The sequence below is a fragment of the Marinithermofilum abyssi genome, from assembly GCF_014641195.1.
In the GTDB taxonomy this organism is placed as follows: domain Bacteria; phylum Bacillota; class Bacilli; order Thermoactinomycetales; family DSM-45169; genus Marinithermofilum; species Marinithermofilum abyssi.
This window is the reverse complement of the sequence record NZ_BMHQ01000002.1, coordinates 352,476-368,740: the sequence shown is the minus strand read 5'-3', so window position 1 is coordinate 368,740 and position 16,265 is coordinate 352,476. Positions and strand designations below refer to the sequence as shown.

The 16,265-nt window shown below is 53.1% G+C and carries 16 protein-coding genes; 9 read left to right on the top strand and 7 right to left on the bottom strand.

Going from position 1 to position 16,265, the window contains the following annotated elements; genetic code table 11:
- Positions 1-52: 52 nt before the first annotated feature.
- A complete protein-coding gene (locus IEW70_RS04060; protein WP_188646626.1) occupies positions 53-1,678 on the bottom strand; it encodes a lactate permease LctP family transporter in 1,626 nt (541 codons plus the stop codon).
- Between the two features lie 281 nt (positions 1,679-1,959).
- Here IEW70_RS04060 and IEW70_RS04055 point away from each other — a divergent pair, with 281 nt between their 5' ends.
- Both IEW70_RS04055 and trhO read left to right on the top strand, forming a co-directional pair.
- Entirely contained in the window at positions 1,960-2,607 is a 648-nt protein-coding gene (locus IEW70_RS04055; RefSeq protein ID WP_188646625.1) for a DMT family transporter, read from the top strand.
- Positions 2,608-3,015: 408 nt separating this feature from the next.
- Entirely contained in the window at positions 3,016-3,915 is a 900-nt protein-coding gene (gene trhO, locus IEW70_RS04050) for an oxygen-dependent tRNA uridine(34) hydroxylase TrhO (RefSeq protein ID WP_188646624.1), read from the top strand.
- Between the two features lie 106 nt (positions 3,916-4,021).
- On the opposite strand, the gene IEW70_RS04045 is transcribed toward trhO, so the two are convergent.
- From IEW70_RS04045 to IEW70_RS04040, 3 genes are all read right to left on the bottom strand, one after another.
- The gene (locus IEW70_RS04045; RefSeq protein WP_229751809.1) at positions 4,022-4,306 is read right to left on the bottom strand and encodes a flavodoxin family protein; all 285 of its coding nucleotides are present in this window, start codon (positions 4,304-4,306) and stop codon (positions 4,022-4,024) included.
- Entirely contained in the window at positions 4,303-4,392 is a 90-nt protein-coding gene (locus IEW70_RS17760) for an NAD(P)H-dependent oxidoreductase (protein WP_229751808.1), read from the bottom strand. The genes IEW70_RS04045 and IEW70_RS17760 overlap by 4 nt, the downstream gene beginning before the upstream one ends.
- A gap of 62 nt (positions 4,393-4,454) precedes the next feature.
- Entirely contained in the window at positions 4,455-5,777 is a 1,323-nt protein-coding gene (locus IEW70_RS04040) for an APC family permease (protein WP_188646623.1), read from the bottom strand.
- A gap of 112 nt (positions 5,778-5,889) precedes the next feature.
- Here IEW70_RS04040 and IEW70_RS04035 point away from each other — a divergent pair, with 112 nt between their 5' ends.
- Both IEW70_RS04035 and IEW70_RS04030 read left to right on the top strand, forming a co-directional pair.
- Positions 5,890-6,801, top strand: a complete 912-nt coding sequence (locus IEW70_RS04035) for a LysR family transcriptional regulator (RefSeq protein ID WP_188646622.1) — start codon at positions 5,890-5,892, stop codon at positions 6,799-6,801.
- Between the two features lie 54 nt (positions 6,802-6,855).
- Complete coding sequence (locus tag IEW70_RS04030; protein WP_188646621.1) at positions 6,856-7,221, top strand: hypothetical protein; 366 nt, start codon at positions 6,856-6,858, stop codon at positions 7,219-7,221.
- Positions 7,222-7,279: 58 nt separating this feature from the next.
- Here IEW70_RS04030 and udk read toward each other — a convergent pair whose 3' ends face one another.
- Positions 7,280-7,936 (bottom strand): uridine kinase, encoded by a 657-nt coding sequence (gene udk / locus IEW70_RS04025; RefSeq protein ID WP_188646620.1) that lies wholly within the window; start codon positions 7,934-7,936, stop codon positions 7,280-7,282.
- A gap of 178 nt (positions 7,937-8,114) precedes the next feature.
- On the opposite strand from udk, the gene IEW70_RS04020 reads away from it, so the two are divergent.
- Genes IEW70_RS04020 through IEW70_RS04005 form a run of 4 tightly spaced genes read left to right on the top strand, consistent with a single transcriptional unit; the run spans position 8,115 to position 11,706 of the window.
- Entirely contained in the window at positions 8,115-8,876 is a 762-nt protein-coding gene (locus IEW70_RS04020; protein ID WP_188646619.1) for a DeoR/GlpR family DNA-binding transcription regulator, read from the top strand.
- An 18-nt stretch (positions 8,877-8,894) separates the two neighbouring features.
- Positions 8,895-9,830, top strand: a complete 936-nt coding sequence (gene pfkB, locus IEW70_RS04015) for a 1-phosphofructokinase (protein ID WP_188646618.1) — start codon at positions 8,895-8,897, stop codon at positions 9,828-9,830.
- A 24-nt stretch (positions 9,831-9,854) separates the two neighbouring features.
- Entirely contained in the window at positions 9,855-11,273 is a 1,419-nt protein-coding gene (locus IEW70_RS04010) for a PTS fructose transporter subunit IIC (RefSeq protein WP_188646617.1), read from the top strand.
- Positions 11,260-11,706 carry a PTS sugar transporter subunit IIA gene (locus IEW70_RS04005; RefSeq protein ID WP_188646616.1) on the top strand — a complete coding sequence of 149 codons (447 nt, stop codon included), beginning with the start codon at positions 11,260-11,262 and terminating at the stop codon, positions 11,704-11,706. The genes IEW70_RS04010 and IEW70_RS04005 overlap by 14 nt, the downstream gene beginning before the upstream one ends.
- A 102-nt stretch (positions 11,707-11,808) precedes the next feature.
- Here IEW70_RS04005 and pknB read toward each other — a convergent pair whose 3' ends face one another.
- Positions 11,809-13,464: a Stk1 family PASTA domain-containing Ser/Thr kinase gene (gene pknB / locus IEW70_RS04000; RefSeq protein ID WP_188646615.1), complete on the bottom strand. Its 1,656-nt coding sequence runs from the start codon at positions 13,462-13,464 to the stop codon at positions 11,809-11,811.
- A 534-nt stretch (positions 13,465-13,998) separates the two neighbouring features.
- Positions 13,999-15,576 carry a phosphoenolpyruvate carboxykinase (ATP) gene (gene pckA / locus IEW70_RS03995; protein ID WP_188646614.1) on the bottom strand — a complete coding sequence of 526 codons (1,578 nt, stop codon included), beginning with the start codon at positions 15,574-15,576 and terminating at the stop codon, positions 13,999-14,001.
- A 219-nt stretch (positions 15,577-15,795) separates the two neighbouring features.
- On the opposite strand from pckA, the gene IEW70_RS03990 reads away from it, so the two are divergent.
- A complete protein-coding gene (locus IEW70_RS03990) occupies positions 15,796-16,164 on the top strand; it encodes a S1 RNA-binding domain-containing protein (protein ID WP_188646613.1) in 369 nt (122 codons plus the stop codon).
- Positions 16,165-16,265: the final 101 nt, after the last annotated feature.

The window sequence follows — 16,265 nt, the reverse complement described above, 5'->3', positions numbered from 1 at the left end:
CCCCAGAGTTATGGAAGTAAATCGCTGGAAAATTTCCGTTACAGAAGGCCCGTTAAGGGACCATCCAGATGAAGACATAAGCCTGCAGCATGGTGATGATCGAGACGATCAGGAGAAAGAGAAAGCTGTGCTTCAAGGTGAAGCGGAACAAGTCCCCTTCCTTGCCTACCAGTCCCGCCGACGCCGTCGCTACAGCAATGGACTGGGGCGAGATCATCTTTCCGGTCACCCCGCCGGTGGAGTTGGCGGCCACGGTGAGTGTCGGGTCGATACCGATTTGGTTGGCGGTGATTTTTTGCAAGTTGCCGAAAAGGGCGTTGGAGGAGGTGTCGCTCCCGGTCAGGAAAACGCCCAGCCAGCCCAATACCGGGGCGAAGAAGGGAAACAGGAATCCGGTATTGGCCATCGCCAACCCGAGGGTGGCGCTCATGCCGGTATAGTTGTAGACGTAAGCCAGGCCCAGTACGGATACAATGGTAAGAAGCGGTAAGCGAAGCTCTTTCACCGTCTCGCCAAAGGTCTTGACCCACTCGGAAAACTTCATCTTTACAAACAAGAGACTTGCCAGACAAGAGAGTAAAATGGCCGTTCCCGCTGACGCCAGCCAATCCAGCTTGTACAGGGCGGCGTAGGGAGTTGTCTTCGGCACAATCGGTGCCGCCTGGGCAACCGCTTCATGAAGTATCGGGAACGAGATTTCCAAGGTGAGCTGGTTCAGTTGTTCCTTCAGTGCCGGGATGCTCCAGATAATGATCAGCACCGTCAGGACGATGAAGGGGGACCAGGCGCGAACCACCTGGCCGGCAGTGTGGGTCTCCCGCTTCTGTTCGGGTCGGTACGTCTCTTTGTCGAAGCGGAAGAGGGATTTGGGCTTCCATACTTTTAACAGGAAAATCAGCGCGACGATGCTGAGCAGGGACGAGAGTACGTCGGGTAATTCCGGGCCCAGGTAGTTGGACGAAAGGAACTGGACGAGAGCAAAGGTGCCGCTGGTGACCAGGATGGCAGGCATCACTTCCCGCGCCCCTTTCCAACCGGCCATGATGATGATCAGCCACAGGGGAACAAACATCGTCAGGAAAGGAAGCTGCCGGCCGGCCATCTCGCTGAGCGCCATGGTGTCCAGGCCCGTTGTCTTACCGGCGACGATAATCGGGATCCCGATCGCTCCGAAGGCGACGGGAGACGTATTGGCAATCAGGCAGATACCCGCTGCATACAAGGGACGGAAGCCCAGTCCCGTCAACAGCGCCGCCGATATGGCCACCGGTGTTCCGAAACCGGCGGACCCTTCCAGGAAAGCGCCGAAACAAAACGCGATCAGAAGTGCCTGCAACCGATGGTCATCGGTAATCGAAACGATGGAGGAACGGATGATGTCGAACTGTCCTGTCTTTACGGTTATTTTGTATAAGAAGACGGCGTTTATAATAATCCAGCCGATCGGAAACAGGCCAGTAAAGAAGCCGTAACCAAATGACGCACCTGCAAGCGGCGCCGGCATCCGGTAGACGAGAACGGCGATCAACAGGGCTAGGCCCACGGTGATCAAGCCTGCCAAGTGTCCTTTCATCCGTTTGTAGGCGAGCGCCCAAAAGAAAAAGAAGATGGGGATCGCCGCGACCAAAGCGGACAGCCACGTATTGCCGAGAACCGGTTCATAAACCTGTGTCCACATCCAACAACCCCTCCTTTGATATTATTTCCTTGCTTCCGTCTGTGCTAGGATGGTACCAGATCATCAGATGACCTGTTTACCACTTTTCGGTGACAGTTAAACACAATATTCAGTTCTTTGTCAATCTAAATAATTATCAGAATAAAAGCGGCGTATGTCCGATACACAGACACGAGTTGGCTATTCCTATATGCCACGTCTTGAGGGATTTCAGGGAGGACTTATTTCTACACTCTCGAAAAGGATCAAAAGGATTCCATTCGGCTATTGGAGGGCTTGGCATGGAGCAAGCGAACAAAGTACCGGAAGAATCCGCTCATCCCGGATCGCTGATGGCCAAAAGAGGAGTGTGGGTTTCTCTTGCATTTGTGGTCATGTGGAGCAGCGGAGGGATTTTTGTCGAACTGGGTTTGGACGAAGCCCGACCCTTCAACTTCCTGGCTCTCCGATTACTCTTGTCCACTGTGATCATGTGGCTGATCTGTTTCCGTCTAAGGCCGGCGTTTCCCACCCAATGGGTGGAGTGGCGGGATATCCTGATAACGGGCTTTTTTCTTCAGGTCGGCTATCAGATTTTTTTCTTCCTGGCACTGGCTTACGAGGTGTTTCCCGGCTTGTTGGCGATTATCCTGGGAGCACACCCCATATTAACAGCCGTTTTTGCAAAAGAAGAGACGAATAAAAACCAGTGGCTGGGGTTGCTGCTAGGGATCCAGGGCTTGGTCCTGGTGGTGGGAGACAGTATCTTTATAGGGACCATTTCCGTCGTTGGAATCGGCAGTGCACTGTTGTCTTTGGCCAGTATCACCATCGGGACCATCTGGCAGAAGCGCATTTCCCTGAGCTTACCCGCCAATATGGCCCTTCAATATACGGTAAGCTCCATCCTGCTGTCTTTTTGGCACTCGTGTTTGAATCGTATGCGGTAAGTTGGACTATTCAGTTTGGCATCGCTCTGGCTTGGATGGTCCTAATCATTTCCGTTGGCGCCACGCTGTTGTTGTATCTTCTGATTCGCCGGGGACATCTGACGAATGTCACCAGCCTCTTCTACTGCGTTCCCCCTGTGACGGCGCTGTTGGATTATGCTGTTTTCGGCCATTCCCTTTAACGACCTTCTTGGGAATGATCTTGATCGTAGGCGGATTAATGTTGATGAACCGGAGAGGGAAAGTAGTGTGACCCAGAAGACCGGTATATGGATTGGACTAAACACTTCGAGTAATAACCACCTTTTCCCTTCGGCGGGAACTTGGTTTACAATGGGAAGGGGACGTTCGGGGGAATTGCCTACCGATCGTTCCCTAGGCGGGTTGTGACGAAGGAGAGTGAAGAGTTTGTCTGCAAAAAACGACCAATACCAAGTGTTATTATATTACCAATATGTACCGATTGAAGATCCGGAGGCATTTGCCGAGGAGCATCTCTCTTTTTGCCGAGAACTGGGGCTGAAGGGGCGCATCCTGGTTGCGAAAGAGGGGATCAACGGCACTGTTTCCGGTACTGTCGCCGCCACGGAGGCGTATATGGAGGCGATGCATGAAGATCCCCGCTTCCGGGACATGCCGTTCAAGGTGGATCCCCACGACGGCCACGCCTTTAAGAAATTGCATGTCCGGCCCAAAAAGGAGCTGGTTACGTTCCGCGTGGACAAAGATTTGGACCCGAATAAAAAGAGCGGGAAGCGTCTGAGCCCGAAAGAGTTCTACGAGCTGTTGCAGCGGGATGACGTGTTGGTGATCGATGGCCGCAACGACTATGAGTATGACCTGGGCCATTTTAAAGGCGCGATTCGTCCCGAGGTGAAATCCTTCCGGGAGTTCCCTGAGTGGATCAAAAAGAATCTGGGGGATAAGAAGGACAAAAAAATCATCACCTACTGTACCGGCGGGATCCGCTGTGAAAAGCTGACCGCCTTTATGCTGGAGGAAGGATTCAAGGATGTGGCCCAGCTGGACGGAGGGATTGTCACCTATGGCAAGGATCCGGAAGTAAAGGGGAAAGACTTTGAAGGTAAGTGCTTCGTCTTCGACGAGCGCCTGTCGGTACCTGTCAACCGGGTGAATGAAACTGTCGTCGGCCGGTGTTATCACTGCGGCGGTCCGACGGAGAACTATATCAACTGTGAAAATACCCGCTGTCATAAGCTGCATCTCTGCTGCTCGGACTGTGAAGAAAAGTACCACGGCTATTGCAGCGAGTCTTGTGAACAAGAAGCCCAGAAGAAACATGCCTGATACCCTTCCCATTGGACGGTATCATTCGAGCATCTGCATAGGAGAGCAAGAAGCCCTTTTGCCGAGTCGCTATAGAGCGCGAGGCAAAAGGGCTTCTTTTGTCCACTTATCTGCTCTGCAACAACCGGTTCCATTCTTCTGCTTGGCGAAGAGCTTCCGCATCCTGCAGCACATCCCCCGGACGGTTCCCTTCCCCGATGATCCAGCGATGGAGGCGGGCTCCGACAAAGTCAAGAATCCAGTGAAATTGCTGGATCAGGGGGAGTCCTTTGATTTTGGGTTGATCGCCGCCGGTGATGAGGACATATGCTTCTTTCTGAGCCATGCGATCGCTGAAGTTCAGATCCGGCTCACGCATACTTTGAGACCAGCGGTCAATAAAGTTTTTCATTCCAGCCCTTCGACCGCTTTTTCCGTCAGGATTTCGGAGTTGCCGCCGGGGCGGCTGCTGCCGTACAGAATCAGGATATTGTTCATGAAGGATCCCTCCTCGATTTTATGGATGAGAACAATGTTACGTAGAAGAAAAAAAGGATGCTTCAGTGGGCAGGCAGTTGGTGTGACGCATCGGCGGGAGTCAGCTTTTGTGATGGATTTCCTCCGGGCTGTGCGTTGGTTGACACGACTCGATATTTGCCTTGCTGTTTCCAGGCCAACCATGCCAAAGCAAGCATCCAAATCCAAACCCACCAGGGAATTTGGAGCAACAGCAGGAAAAAGCCTACCGTCAAGATGGCGGCAGTACAGCGGATCTTCCAGTCGCGGATCAGGCGGGCGGCGGCCAAAACGCCGAGGAGGGCATTGCCGATAAAAAAGGAGTTGGCGATGGCAACCAGGCTTTGCGGTTGCAGCCACCCCATCCCCAATGCTGCAAAGACAGCCAAATGAATGCACCCTAAAAAAGCGATTCCTGCGATGGGGACATTCCGGCGGTTTCGTCGGGCGAGAAACTGGGGGAAAGTGCCTTGTTCCGCTTGGGAGGCCATGAGGCGGGAAGTGCCGCCCATCACCAGCAGGACCGTGCTGATACAAAGTCCTGCCGTAATCGTGGATAACAGCGGCATCGCGGCTGGACCCAATAACGGGTAGAGTACGACAGTCAACAACAGGGGCTGCTTTTCAGCCAAATGCAAGCGGGCAGGATCGATCCACTGGGCGGAAGCGGCGACGGAAAGGCTGACCAGGGCGATGATCAAGGTGCTGATCAGTATTGCCCGGGGAATGGTTTTTTCCCGGTTGCGCACCTCATTGCTGTAATTCCCGATAATTTCCCAACCGGCCAGGGCCCAGAACAAAAGGAGCAACCCGCTGCCAAAGGAACCCCACTCAAAGGGTGTGGCGATCCAGTCACCTTTCCGAAAATAGGGGATGGCCGCCCAACTCCCGCAAACGAGGATCAGGGCGGCGGCTGAAGAGAGAACCAGGGAAATTTTGCTCACGAAAGTAATATGTCCGAACAGAATGAGGATGCACCCGATCCACAGCAACAAGCCGTACCATATCGATCCGCTTAAGTCGCCGTGGATCCACACACTGAAAAATTCACCTGCGGTGTGCAATACCACCACCGGGCCCACCCCAATGGCCGATAGGAGATACAATGCGGACAACTGGCGAAACCTTGGCCCGAAGGCATGTTCTACTGCCAGAGCGGCTCCGGCATCGCCAGGATAGGCCAGGCTCAAGCGGCCGAAAAGGCGGGCAAAGAGGAACCCCAGTCCCAGGATCATCACCCATGCCAGCAAGGCGTAATCGCCGGTGGTTTGGACGATCATCGGGGGCAGGAGAATAATGCCGGAACCGAGTATCGGTCCGATGATTAGGCCGCTGAGCAGCCAAGCACCCATTTTTTTCTCTTTCATACGCGCAACTCCCTTTGTTTGTTACTTCTATTCTAAGGCGATTCATGGTATTTATAAAATGAATGATTTTGATGAAAATGATCGGTATATCCGATGGGAAAGGATGTTCCAGGTGGAATTACGCCATTTGCATACATTCCAGGTAGTGGCAGAAGAAGGAGGATTCACCCGGGCGGGGGAACATTTGGGTTATGCTCAGTCGACGATTACCGCTCATATCCAAGCGTTGGAGAGAGAGCTGGGGAGGCCCCTCTTTGATCGCCTGGGTAAAAAAGTGGTGCTGACGGAAGCCGGGAAGCGTCTGCTCCCTTATGTCCGGGATATGATGCAACTGTCCCGCCGGGCGTTGGAGGTGGCCGGCGCAGGCGATGCGCCCACCGGTACCCTGGTGATCGGGGCACCGGAATCCCTCACCGCATATCGGCTGCCAGTCATCTTGAGGGAGTATCGGCGGCGTTATCCGCAAGTGAAACTAGTGATGCAGCCGGGCCACTGTTGGAAAATGCGCGCCAAACTGCGTAAAGGAGAGCTGGACGTGGCTTTTTTGCTGGAAGAGCCCCGTGATGAGGAAGATCTGGTCATTCGCTCCCTGGTGGACGAAGAGTTGGTTATGATCGCCCCACCGCATCACCCGTTGGCTTCCAACGAGGAAGTACTGCCGGAAGCATTACAAGGGGAAACCTTGCTTAAGACGGAAGCGGGATGCACCTACCGGGAGCTATTGGATTACCGGCTGAAGAAGGCGGGAATACCAAGTGATGACCAGATGGAGTTTTGGAATGTGGAGGCCATCAAAAACTGTGTGATGGCCGGTCTGGGGATCTCCTATTTACCGATTATGACAGTGGTGGAAGAGTTGAAGGAAGGCAAGTTGATTGCTCTGAACTGGAAGCACCGGGAAGACCGGGTGGTTACTCAACTCGCTTACCATAGGGACAAATGGTTGACTCCGGCACTGGAGCGGCTCTTGGACGTGGTGGAGGAGCAAGCGGAAGAGTGGAAAAAAGCGGAGGCAAAAGTATAAAATGGCGGACTTTGCCCACATTAAAAAAGAAATTGCTGCAAAGGAGGACGCCCCATGGGTGAACGGAGCGTCATCGCGTTTTTCCGGACGGAACGGCGTGCCAAGGAAGCAGTCGAGCAGTTGAAAGCGCAAGGGTTTGAAACGGTCGATCTGTCCCGCTTTTCCTTCAGCCCGAGGGAAGACGGAAGTGATCTGGACAACCCGATTGCCGAACCGCCTTCTGCCTTGTCCACAGTTACAGGAGCGCCGGTTTCCGGCCGGGATGCGGGGGTTCTGAAAGCCGCCGACAACTATTCCAGCGGAATGGCGGACGGCAGCGACGAATTCGGGGCCGAAGACTTGTCGGTAACGGTGGTTACTGATGAAGCACGTTTTGAAGAGGCGGAGGAAATCCTGAAACAGATGGGTGGACGGCTGTAAGGGAATAGGATATATAAAAAAGACAGTCTGCTTGATGCAGGCTGTCTTTTTTATATGCTCATGGCCGCTCTTTCAGTTGAAAATCGGAAGTCCCGTTTCCGGAGAGGAAGGTTTGGATTTGGTTTACCAGCAGGTTGACGGCCACCTGATTGTACCCGCCTTCGGGAATGATCAAGTCGGCGTAGCGTTTGCTGGGCTCGATAAATTGCAGATGCATCGGACGGACGACGGTCAAATACTGCTGAATGACGGAGTCCAGCGAGCGGCCCCTGCTTTTCATATCCCGTTCCATCCGGCGCAGGATGCGCACATCGGCATCGGTGTCCACAAACACTTTGATATCCATCAGTTCTCGCAGCCGTTCATCCTCCAGGATCAAGATCCCCTCCAGAATAATCACATTCTTTGGCTCCACGGTGATGGTCTCCTGAGCACGGGTGTGTTGGGTATAATCATACACCGGCTTCTCGACGGACTTTCCTTCCATAAGCTGGTGCAAATGGTCAATCAACAGCTCGTTGTCAAAGGCGAGTGGATGATCGTAGTTGGTTTTTACGCGCTCCTCCATGGGAAGATGGGATTGATCTTTATAGTAAGCATCCTGTTCAATGAGTGCTACCGATTCGGCAAAGCGGTCACAGATGTTTCGGGCGACGGTCGTTTTTCCCGATCCGCTGCCGCCTGCCACACCAATAATAATGGGACGTTTGTTCATGGGGCGATTCCTTCCTGACGTTAGATTCACTTTGCTGATCATAGCAATTTTAGCAGCATTTTTCAAGAAAGACGGCAGGGATGGAAAGGGCAAGCATTTCCAAATGAAAGCGCTTGAAAAGGTCATAAACAATCATATATAATCAAAATAAATCACAAACAATAAGGAAGAGCCGATCATGTTTGCTGAGGAAAGGCAAAAACAAATCCTGCAGTATATCAACGAACATGCCCGTGCATCTGTCGCCGAACTCACCTCGGTTTTTCACGTATCGGAGGCGACTATCCGACGGGATTTAAAAGAGCTGGAAGAGGCTGGGTTGCTGCGGCGAACGCACGGGGGAGCCCTGGCAAATCAGTCGGTGGGGTTTGAGCCTACGTTTTCCGAAAAAACCGTGCAACATGCAGATGAAAAAAAGCGGATTGCTGCCAAGGCGATGGAATGGGTGGGAGAAGGTGATACGGTTCTTCTCGATTCAGGGACAACCACGTATCAGATGGTTCCTTTCCTCGCCTCTTTTCGCGCCTTGACCGTGGTGACCAATTCCTATCGGATTCTGCAGGAGCTGGAACAAGCGGAATCGCTGGAACTGGTCAGTACAGGCGGGATTGTAAGAAAGGGAACCCAATCCCTGGTGGGTCCCATTGCAGAGCAAGTGCTAGAGATGGTGAAAGTAGACAAAGTCTTTTTAGGAACCAATGCGCTGGACCTGGAGGCGGGTCTTACCACTCCCAACTTGTATGAAGCTCAGATGAAAAAAGCAATGATCCGAGCGGCAAGCCAAGTGATTTTGTTGTGTGATTCCAGTAAAATCGGCAACACTTCCTTTGCCAAAGTGGCGGCGATCTCCGAGGTGGATGTGTGGATCACGGACGAACAAGCGCCTGCCGAAGTGGTGAAACAAGTCAGGGATTCCGGTGTAGAAGTGATATTGGTATAAGTCGTGAGGAGGAGACGGATGGGGAAAATCGTGACGTTGACTTTAAATCCGGCCATTGATAAAACGGTTACCCTGCCGCGATTGGAGCCCGGCCGCGTCAATCGTCTTAGTCAGGTCCGAATCGATCCCGGAGGAAAAGGGATCAATGTGGCACGGGCGCTGCATCAATTGGGAGCGGATGTGATTGCAGTCGGATTTAATGGAGGCTGGACGGGTCGGCTGTTAGTCGATCACTTGCAGCGAGAGGGGATTCACCATTGTTTGGTCACGTTGCAAGCGGATACACGGATCAATTGGAAACTGGTTGAGACGGAAGCCAACCGTGTAACGGATATCAATGAACCGGGCTTTCAGGTAACGGAAAAAGAGATGGAAACTTTGGAACAGCGGTTGGCTTCGGTGTTGGAGGAAGCGGATGCTGCAGTGTTTTCCGGCAGTCTGCCCGACGGGGTATCAGACGATGTGTATTATCGGCTGATTCGCCTGGCTCACAGGAAAGATGTCCCTGTATTCCTGGATGCAGACGGGATGTCTTTTCGCAAAGGAGTGGAAGCGGTTCCGTTTGCCGTCAAACCCAATCTGGACGAACTGGCCAAGTGGACCGGTTCACCGATTCAAGGGGATCAGGATGTACGGGAAGCCGGTCATCGTCTGTTGGACAAGGGAGTGGAAGCGGCGGTAATTTCCATGGGAGAGAGTGGAGCATGGTTTTTCACCAAGGAGCAGGAGTTACGAACGATTCCGGTTCCTGTGGAGAATGCTCACCCAGTCGGAGCGGGGGATGCCATGGTAGCAGGGTTGGTTTACGGCGTTACCTCCGGGTGGAACTGGGAGAAAACCGCCCGCTTTGCAACCGCTGCTGGCTCTGTCGCTGCCTCCTATTCCGGCACGCAATTTGGCTCCTTACAACAGGTGGAAGAGGCGGCTCGAAAGGTGCGTTTCTTCACAGATTGATAGACCATACGGGGAGGGATTGCAATGAAGAAGTTGTTAGCGGTTACCGGTTGCCCCACGGGCATTGCCCACACCTTTATGGCGGCTGAATCGCTGCAACAAGCAGCCAAGGCCAAAGGGGTCTCCATCAAGGTGGAAACCCGGGGAGCTACCGGGGTGGAAAATCGGATTACAGAGGAGGATATTCGGGAAGCTCATGCGGTGATCATCTGCTCCGACGTGGATGCAGAGGAAGGGCGGTTTCAACAGATCCCCGTTGTAAAAGCGGCTTTGAGTGAAGCGATTAAAAACGGGCCTCAAGTAGTGGAAGAAGCGCTGCAAAAGGAGCCGCTGCAACGGCAGGAAACGGCAGCGGAGACAAGGGAGAGTTCCTCTGGAGAATCCGACCAAGGGAAGAAAGGGCAGCACAACGCTTTCTACAAACACCTGATGAACGGGGTTTCCTTTATGATTCCCCTGGTGGTGGCGGGCGGACTGATTATTGCCTTGTCCTTCGCATTCGGGGGGATTCACGGCGCGGAGCAAAAAGAAAGCTTGGCCGCCAATTTGATGAAAATCGGAGCCGAAGGCGCATTTGCACTAATGGTCCCTATTTTAGCCGGATATATTGCCTATTCCATTGCTGATCGGGCAGGATTGGCTCCGGGATTGGTGGGAGGTATGTTGGCTTCCAGTTTGGGTGCAGGTTTCCTGGGAGGTATTGCTGCCGGTTTCATGGCGGGCTATATCGCCAAATGGATCAAAGACTTTCTGCCATTACCGAAAAGTATGGAAAAATTGAAACCGGTGCTGATAATTCCATTTTTGGCTACGCTGGCAGTCGGGCTATTGATGATCTATGTGGTCGGTACACCGGTGAAAGCGCTGATGGATGGATTGACTGCTTGGTTGAAATCGATGGGATCCGCCAATGCGGCGGTATTGGGACTAATTTTGGGAGCGATGATGGCTTTCGATATGGGCGGTCCGGTTAATAAAGCAGCTTACACCTTTAGTGTCGGATTGCTGGGCAGTGATGTATACGGCCCGATGGCAGCGACGATGGCAGCGGGTATGGTACCGCCCCTCGGCTTGTGGCTGGCTACGTTGATCGCACGGCATAAATTTACGAGCGAAGAGCGGGAGGCGGGCAAGGCGGCCGGAGTACTGGGGTTGTCCTTTATTACGGAAGGGGCGATTCCTTTTGCAGCAGCGGATCCCCTGCGGGTGATCCCTGCCATGGTGTCAGGATCGGCTGTGGCCGGTGCTTTGGCGATGGGTCTGGGCTGTACGTTGCGGGCTCCCCACGGCGGTGTGTTCATTCTTCCGATACCTCATGCCGTAGGCAATATCGGCGGTTTTGTGTTAGCCTTGGCAACAGGGATGATCGTGTCGGGTGTATTGGTCGTATTGCTGAAGAAAAATGTACAAAAGCAGGAGGAGAACACCGATGGAAGTTCGTGATGTAATCGATAGGGAAGCAATCCAGTTGGATATTTCGGTCCAATCCCGCGAAGACGTACTTCAACGGATGGCTGGTCAGCTCGAAGCATCCGGCGTGCTAAAGGATAAAGAGGCTTATCTGGAGGCTGTACGGGCACGGGAGGAGCAAGGTACCACTGCGATCGGGTTTGATGTGGCGATTCCTCACGGCAAATCTGAAGGGGTGGCACGTTCAGCTGTGGCTTTCGCTCGGCTGCCGGAATCCATCGACTGGTCGGGATCTGGTGACGAGGCTCGTTTGATTTTCCTGATCGCAGTGCCGAAAGAGCAGGCAGGAAATGAGCATCTGCAAATCCTGGCGGCACTATCCCGCAAACTGATGCACGAAGATTTCCGGGAAAAGCTGAGCTCCGCAGGAAGCCCGGAAGAAGTGTTGCAAGCTTTGGATGCGTAAATCACAACATCTTTGATCGACGGACTCATCAGAGTCCGTTTTTCTTATGCCGCAAATCGATATAAAAAAGGCCACGGTACCCTGTAACCGTGACCGCCGGTATTAATCATCCCATTTTTGCAACAAGTCTTCCAACACGTCCGTCTGTTGTCCATTGGCATCCAGGCGGTAGTAAACCACTTTGGCCATCCCTTCTTCTTGGGGGAGCTGGTCCTGGGGAATGGAAATGTGGAAGTTGGCCGGTGTGTAATTGGCCTCATCCCCGGAATTGGGAATAGGCTGTTGGGTAGCAATCGCTCGTTTTCCAATGGGATCGGCAACAATCACATCGTAAAAAAATGCCCCTTGCGGTCCTTTGATCATCATGCTGGCATCATATTCCCCGTCGGCCCCGCTAACCTGGTGATAATTGATGTACTGATTGGTCGCGTATGGACCGGGCAAATCATTTTGCCAGGGGTAAGCGCTCGGATCTTGGGCATCATTATGGTCATCCTGAGTATCTTCAGACGGTTGCTGCTCCTCATCCTCCTGCTTCGAATCGTCCGTTTCATCGGCAGCTTCTTTCGATGAATCGGCGTCCTTGGGCACCCCTTCTTTTTTGGCTGTTTTCTCTTTCTTTCCTTCGCTTTGAGTCGTGGCGGAGTGGGAAGATTGAGCGGAAGGGGAAGTATCTCCGCTGTTCCAGAAGAAAAAGAACAAAAGCATGATTCCGGCTGCTGTGGCTAACCCGGTCCACCACCACTTCTTTTTGCTGGAATTTGTTTTTCCATATGCGGCTGTCCGTTGTGTTCGATGCCGGTCGGAACGGCGCAAGGAAGCAGCGGATGGGGGAGTCTGCGTCCGATGGTGGCGAGAAGTCGCCCGCGGTGCAACAGGGTTTTCTGCTACCTTCCGGAACCGCCCGGCGAGGGAAGGGATCGCGCTATTCCAGTCCCCGCCTGCCAAGTGTCGCAAGTCCTCCATCATATCACGGGCCGATGCGTAACGGGCGTGTTTCTCTTTGGCCATCGCCGTTTCAATGATGGCGCAAAGCTCTTCCGGCACGTCGGGATTGATCCTGCGGGGATCCGGAACCGGCTCTTGGATGTGTTGCAGGGCGATCGCTACGGCCTCTTCCCCATCGTAAGGAAGTGCACCGGTTACCATTTGGTAGAGAACCACACCGAGGGAGTAAATATCCGATTGATGGCTGATTTCCCGTCCCCGGGCCTGTTCCGGTGAGAAATAGTGCACGGATCCCATCACAAAACCCGTTTGGGTAATGGTGGCCGCACCTGTGAATCGGGAGATTCCGAAGTCTCCCACTTTAAAACGGCCGTCTGCCGTCGCCATGATGTTATGCGGCTTGATATCCCGGTGGATAATGCCGTGTTCATGCGCATGGTGCAACCCGTCACACACCTGCATGGCGATGGTTACGGCTTCCTCCGTCGGGAAGGGGCCGTATTCCTGAATCAAGTCCATCAGAGAGGAGCCTTGCATATATTCCATCACCATGTAATGCGTGCTTCTCTCTTTGCCTACGTCGTAAACATTGATCACATTGGGATGGGACAGGCTGGCGGCAGCTTTTGCTTCCCGCATAAACCGCTGGATGAATTCGCCGTCATGGCTGAGTGATTCGTTCATCACCTTGACAGCCACAAGCCGCTCGAGCATGAGGTCCTTAGCTTTATAGACAGTGGCCATTCCGCCGCCGCCCAGTCGGCCAACGATCTCGTAGCGCCCACCCAATCGTTTACCTTCCAAGGGCACCACCCTTCTCCTTTAGTCACGCAATCGATCCGTATAAAAAATAAGAAAATGGTGTACTCTACGATTCTATCATGTTGAGCGAGGGCAAAAAATAAGTTTCCGTAAATTTGGAGAATCCGTTAACAAAAAGACTCCCTATTCCTTGTTAGAGGTCCGGTCCGGTGTGATCGTCTCTGGTCCCTTGCAAAAAGTGCAAAGGATCTTTACCGATCACACCGAACCCTCGATCGGATGAGGTCGAATGTTGACAACATCTTGAGAAAATGCCCTTCTACCTGTCGCTTCTTTCCGGCATCAAAAACGATAACCGAGGCGCGAGCCAAAGGAGATGATTGATGTGCACCCACGGGCACAAGCACCCACAGGGTACACGTCACGCCTTGCGTGCTACGCTCGCTTTTTGCCTCGGTTTCACGTTTTATCACTGGGCACGTCGTTCAAAAGTCGCGACTCGGCAGAAGGGCTTCCTGCTGCTCCTATGCAATTGCTGAGAATTTTTGTCAAGCATCAGCAAAGGTCAAAACGCTCCGCCTTTTACACTTTCGGTCCGGCGTTGCGGATCGCTTCGCTGACATGAGTGAAGCGGGCGAAATTTTCGTGGAAACGCTGGGCCAGTTCTCGTGCTTTGACATCGTAGGCATCCGGATCGGACCAAGTGGTGCGGGGATACAGCAAATCCGACGGTACGTTGGGACAAGTGTCGGGCACGTGGAACCCGAAGACCGGATCTTCGTGAAACGCGCTTTGTTCCAGCGATCCATCCAGTGCTGCCCGCACCATGGCACGAGTGTAGGAAAGTTGCATCCGTTCGCCGAAACCATAGGGACCGCCGGACCATCCAGTGTTAACCAGATAGACCCGGACACCGTGGCGAGTGATTTTTTCTCCGAGCATTTCTGCATAAACCGCTGCAGGAAGCGGAAGGAACGGGGCTCCAAAACAGGCGGAGAAGGTGGCTTCCGGTTCGGTGATCCCCCGTTCCGTTCCGGCCAGCTTGCTGGTGTATCCAGAAAGAAAGTGGTACATCGCCTGCTCGGGTGTCAGCTTGGCGATCGGGGGCAGGACGCCGAAAGCGTCTGCTGTCAGGAACAGGATCACTTCAGGATGATTGCCCACACCCGGGATCAAAGCGCCGGGGATGTGTTCCACCGGATAGGCGGCACGGGTATTTTCCGTAAGGGAATTGTCAGCATAATCCGGCATCCGATCCGGGTGGATCACCACATTTTCCAATACGGCACCAAACCGGATCGCATCCCAGATTTGGGGTTCTTTTTCCCGGGACAGACCGATGCATTTGGCATAACAGCCGCCTTCGATGTTAAAAATACCGGTGTCGGTCCAACCGTGCTCGTCGTCTCCGATCAGCCTGCGTTCCGGGTCGGCGGAGAGAGTGGTCTTGCCGGTTCCGGACAGGCCGAAGAAGAGAGCGGTGTCTCCTCGTTTCCCTTGGTTGGCGGAACAATGCATCGGCAATACGCCTTGATCCGGCAGCAGGTAATTCATCACGCTGAAGATCGACTTTTTCATCTCGCCTGCGTAGGAGGTGCCGCCGATCAGGACCAACCGTTGCTCGAAACTAACCGCGATAAAGGTTTCCGAACGGGTGCCGTCTGTTGCAGGGTCGGCTTTGCAACCCGGTACACAGATTACCGTGAAAGCGGGTTCAAAATGATCGAGGTCCGCTCTTTGCGGACGGACAAATAATTGGCGGGCAAACAGGTTGTGCCAAGCCAACTCGTTGATGACGCGGAGCGGCATGCGGTAATGAGGGTCTGCTCCGGCGAAACCGTCAAAAACAAACAGCTCGCGCTGTTTCACATACGTCCGTATTTTTTCGTACAACCGGTCAAAAGCTTCGGGTTTGATCGGCTGGTTAACGAGTCCCCAGTTCACATGATCATGAACCGAAGGTTCATCCGTGATGTATTTATCCTTCGGGGAGCGCCCGGTGTAGGCACCGGTTACTGCGGCAAAGGCACCTGTGGAAGTTAAGATGCCTTCCTGCCGTTGGATGGCCTTTTCCACCAGCTCCGCCGAAGTAAGATTATAGTGGACACGACCTTCCAGAACCAACGGTTTGGCATTTTGCGTATCGGTGTGAATGTTCATCGATCCATCCTTCCTTTTTCCCGTACCATATTGTATGACCGTGTTTTCTATTCGCCAATGCGCGTCGGAAGAAGTATAACACATTTGGCGATCGCGATAAAACAGTATGTTGGATAGGAAGCGGTTACACATGGGTGTTGGGCGTATTAACCATTGACTTTGATGAAAATAAGTGGTATCTTCATACAGAATGAATATGATTTTTTCGGGAGTGTTTGAATGAGTCAGCTAGCGGAAGGATCCGTCGTCAGCGGTGAAGTTGTAGCCATCAAACCTTTTGGTGCCTTCGTCAAACTGGAATCAGGTGAGACGGGTCTGGTTCACATTTCTCAGATCTCCAACAAGTTCGTCGAAAAAGTGGAAGACGAGCTGAATGTGGGAGACACCATCAAGGCGAAGGTGCTGTCCATCGATTCCTCCGGCAAAATCTCGCTCTCCATCAAAGCCCTGAGCGATGATCGGCCTCGCGGAGGCAACCGTCGCGGACGTGGTGGTCCCGGAGATTTCGAGGATATGATGAAAAAATGGATGAAAAGCAGTGAAGAGCGTCTGAGCGCTTTGGCCGCCAAACATAAAAAAGGCCGGTGACTCCGACCCCCTTCACTTCATAACATATGGAGCAGAGCATCTTCCGGGTTCAGCGACGGAAGGTGTTTTTTTATGCCCGTTTGGATAACGGGCTTTTTGTC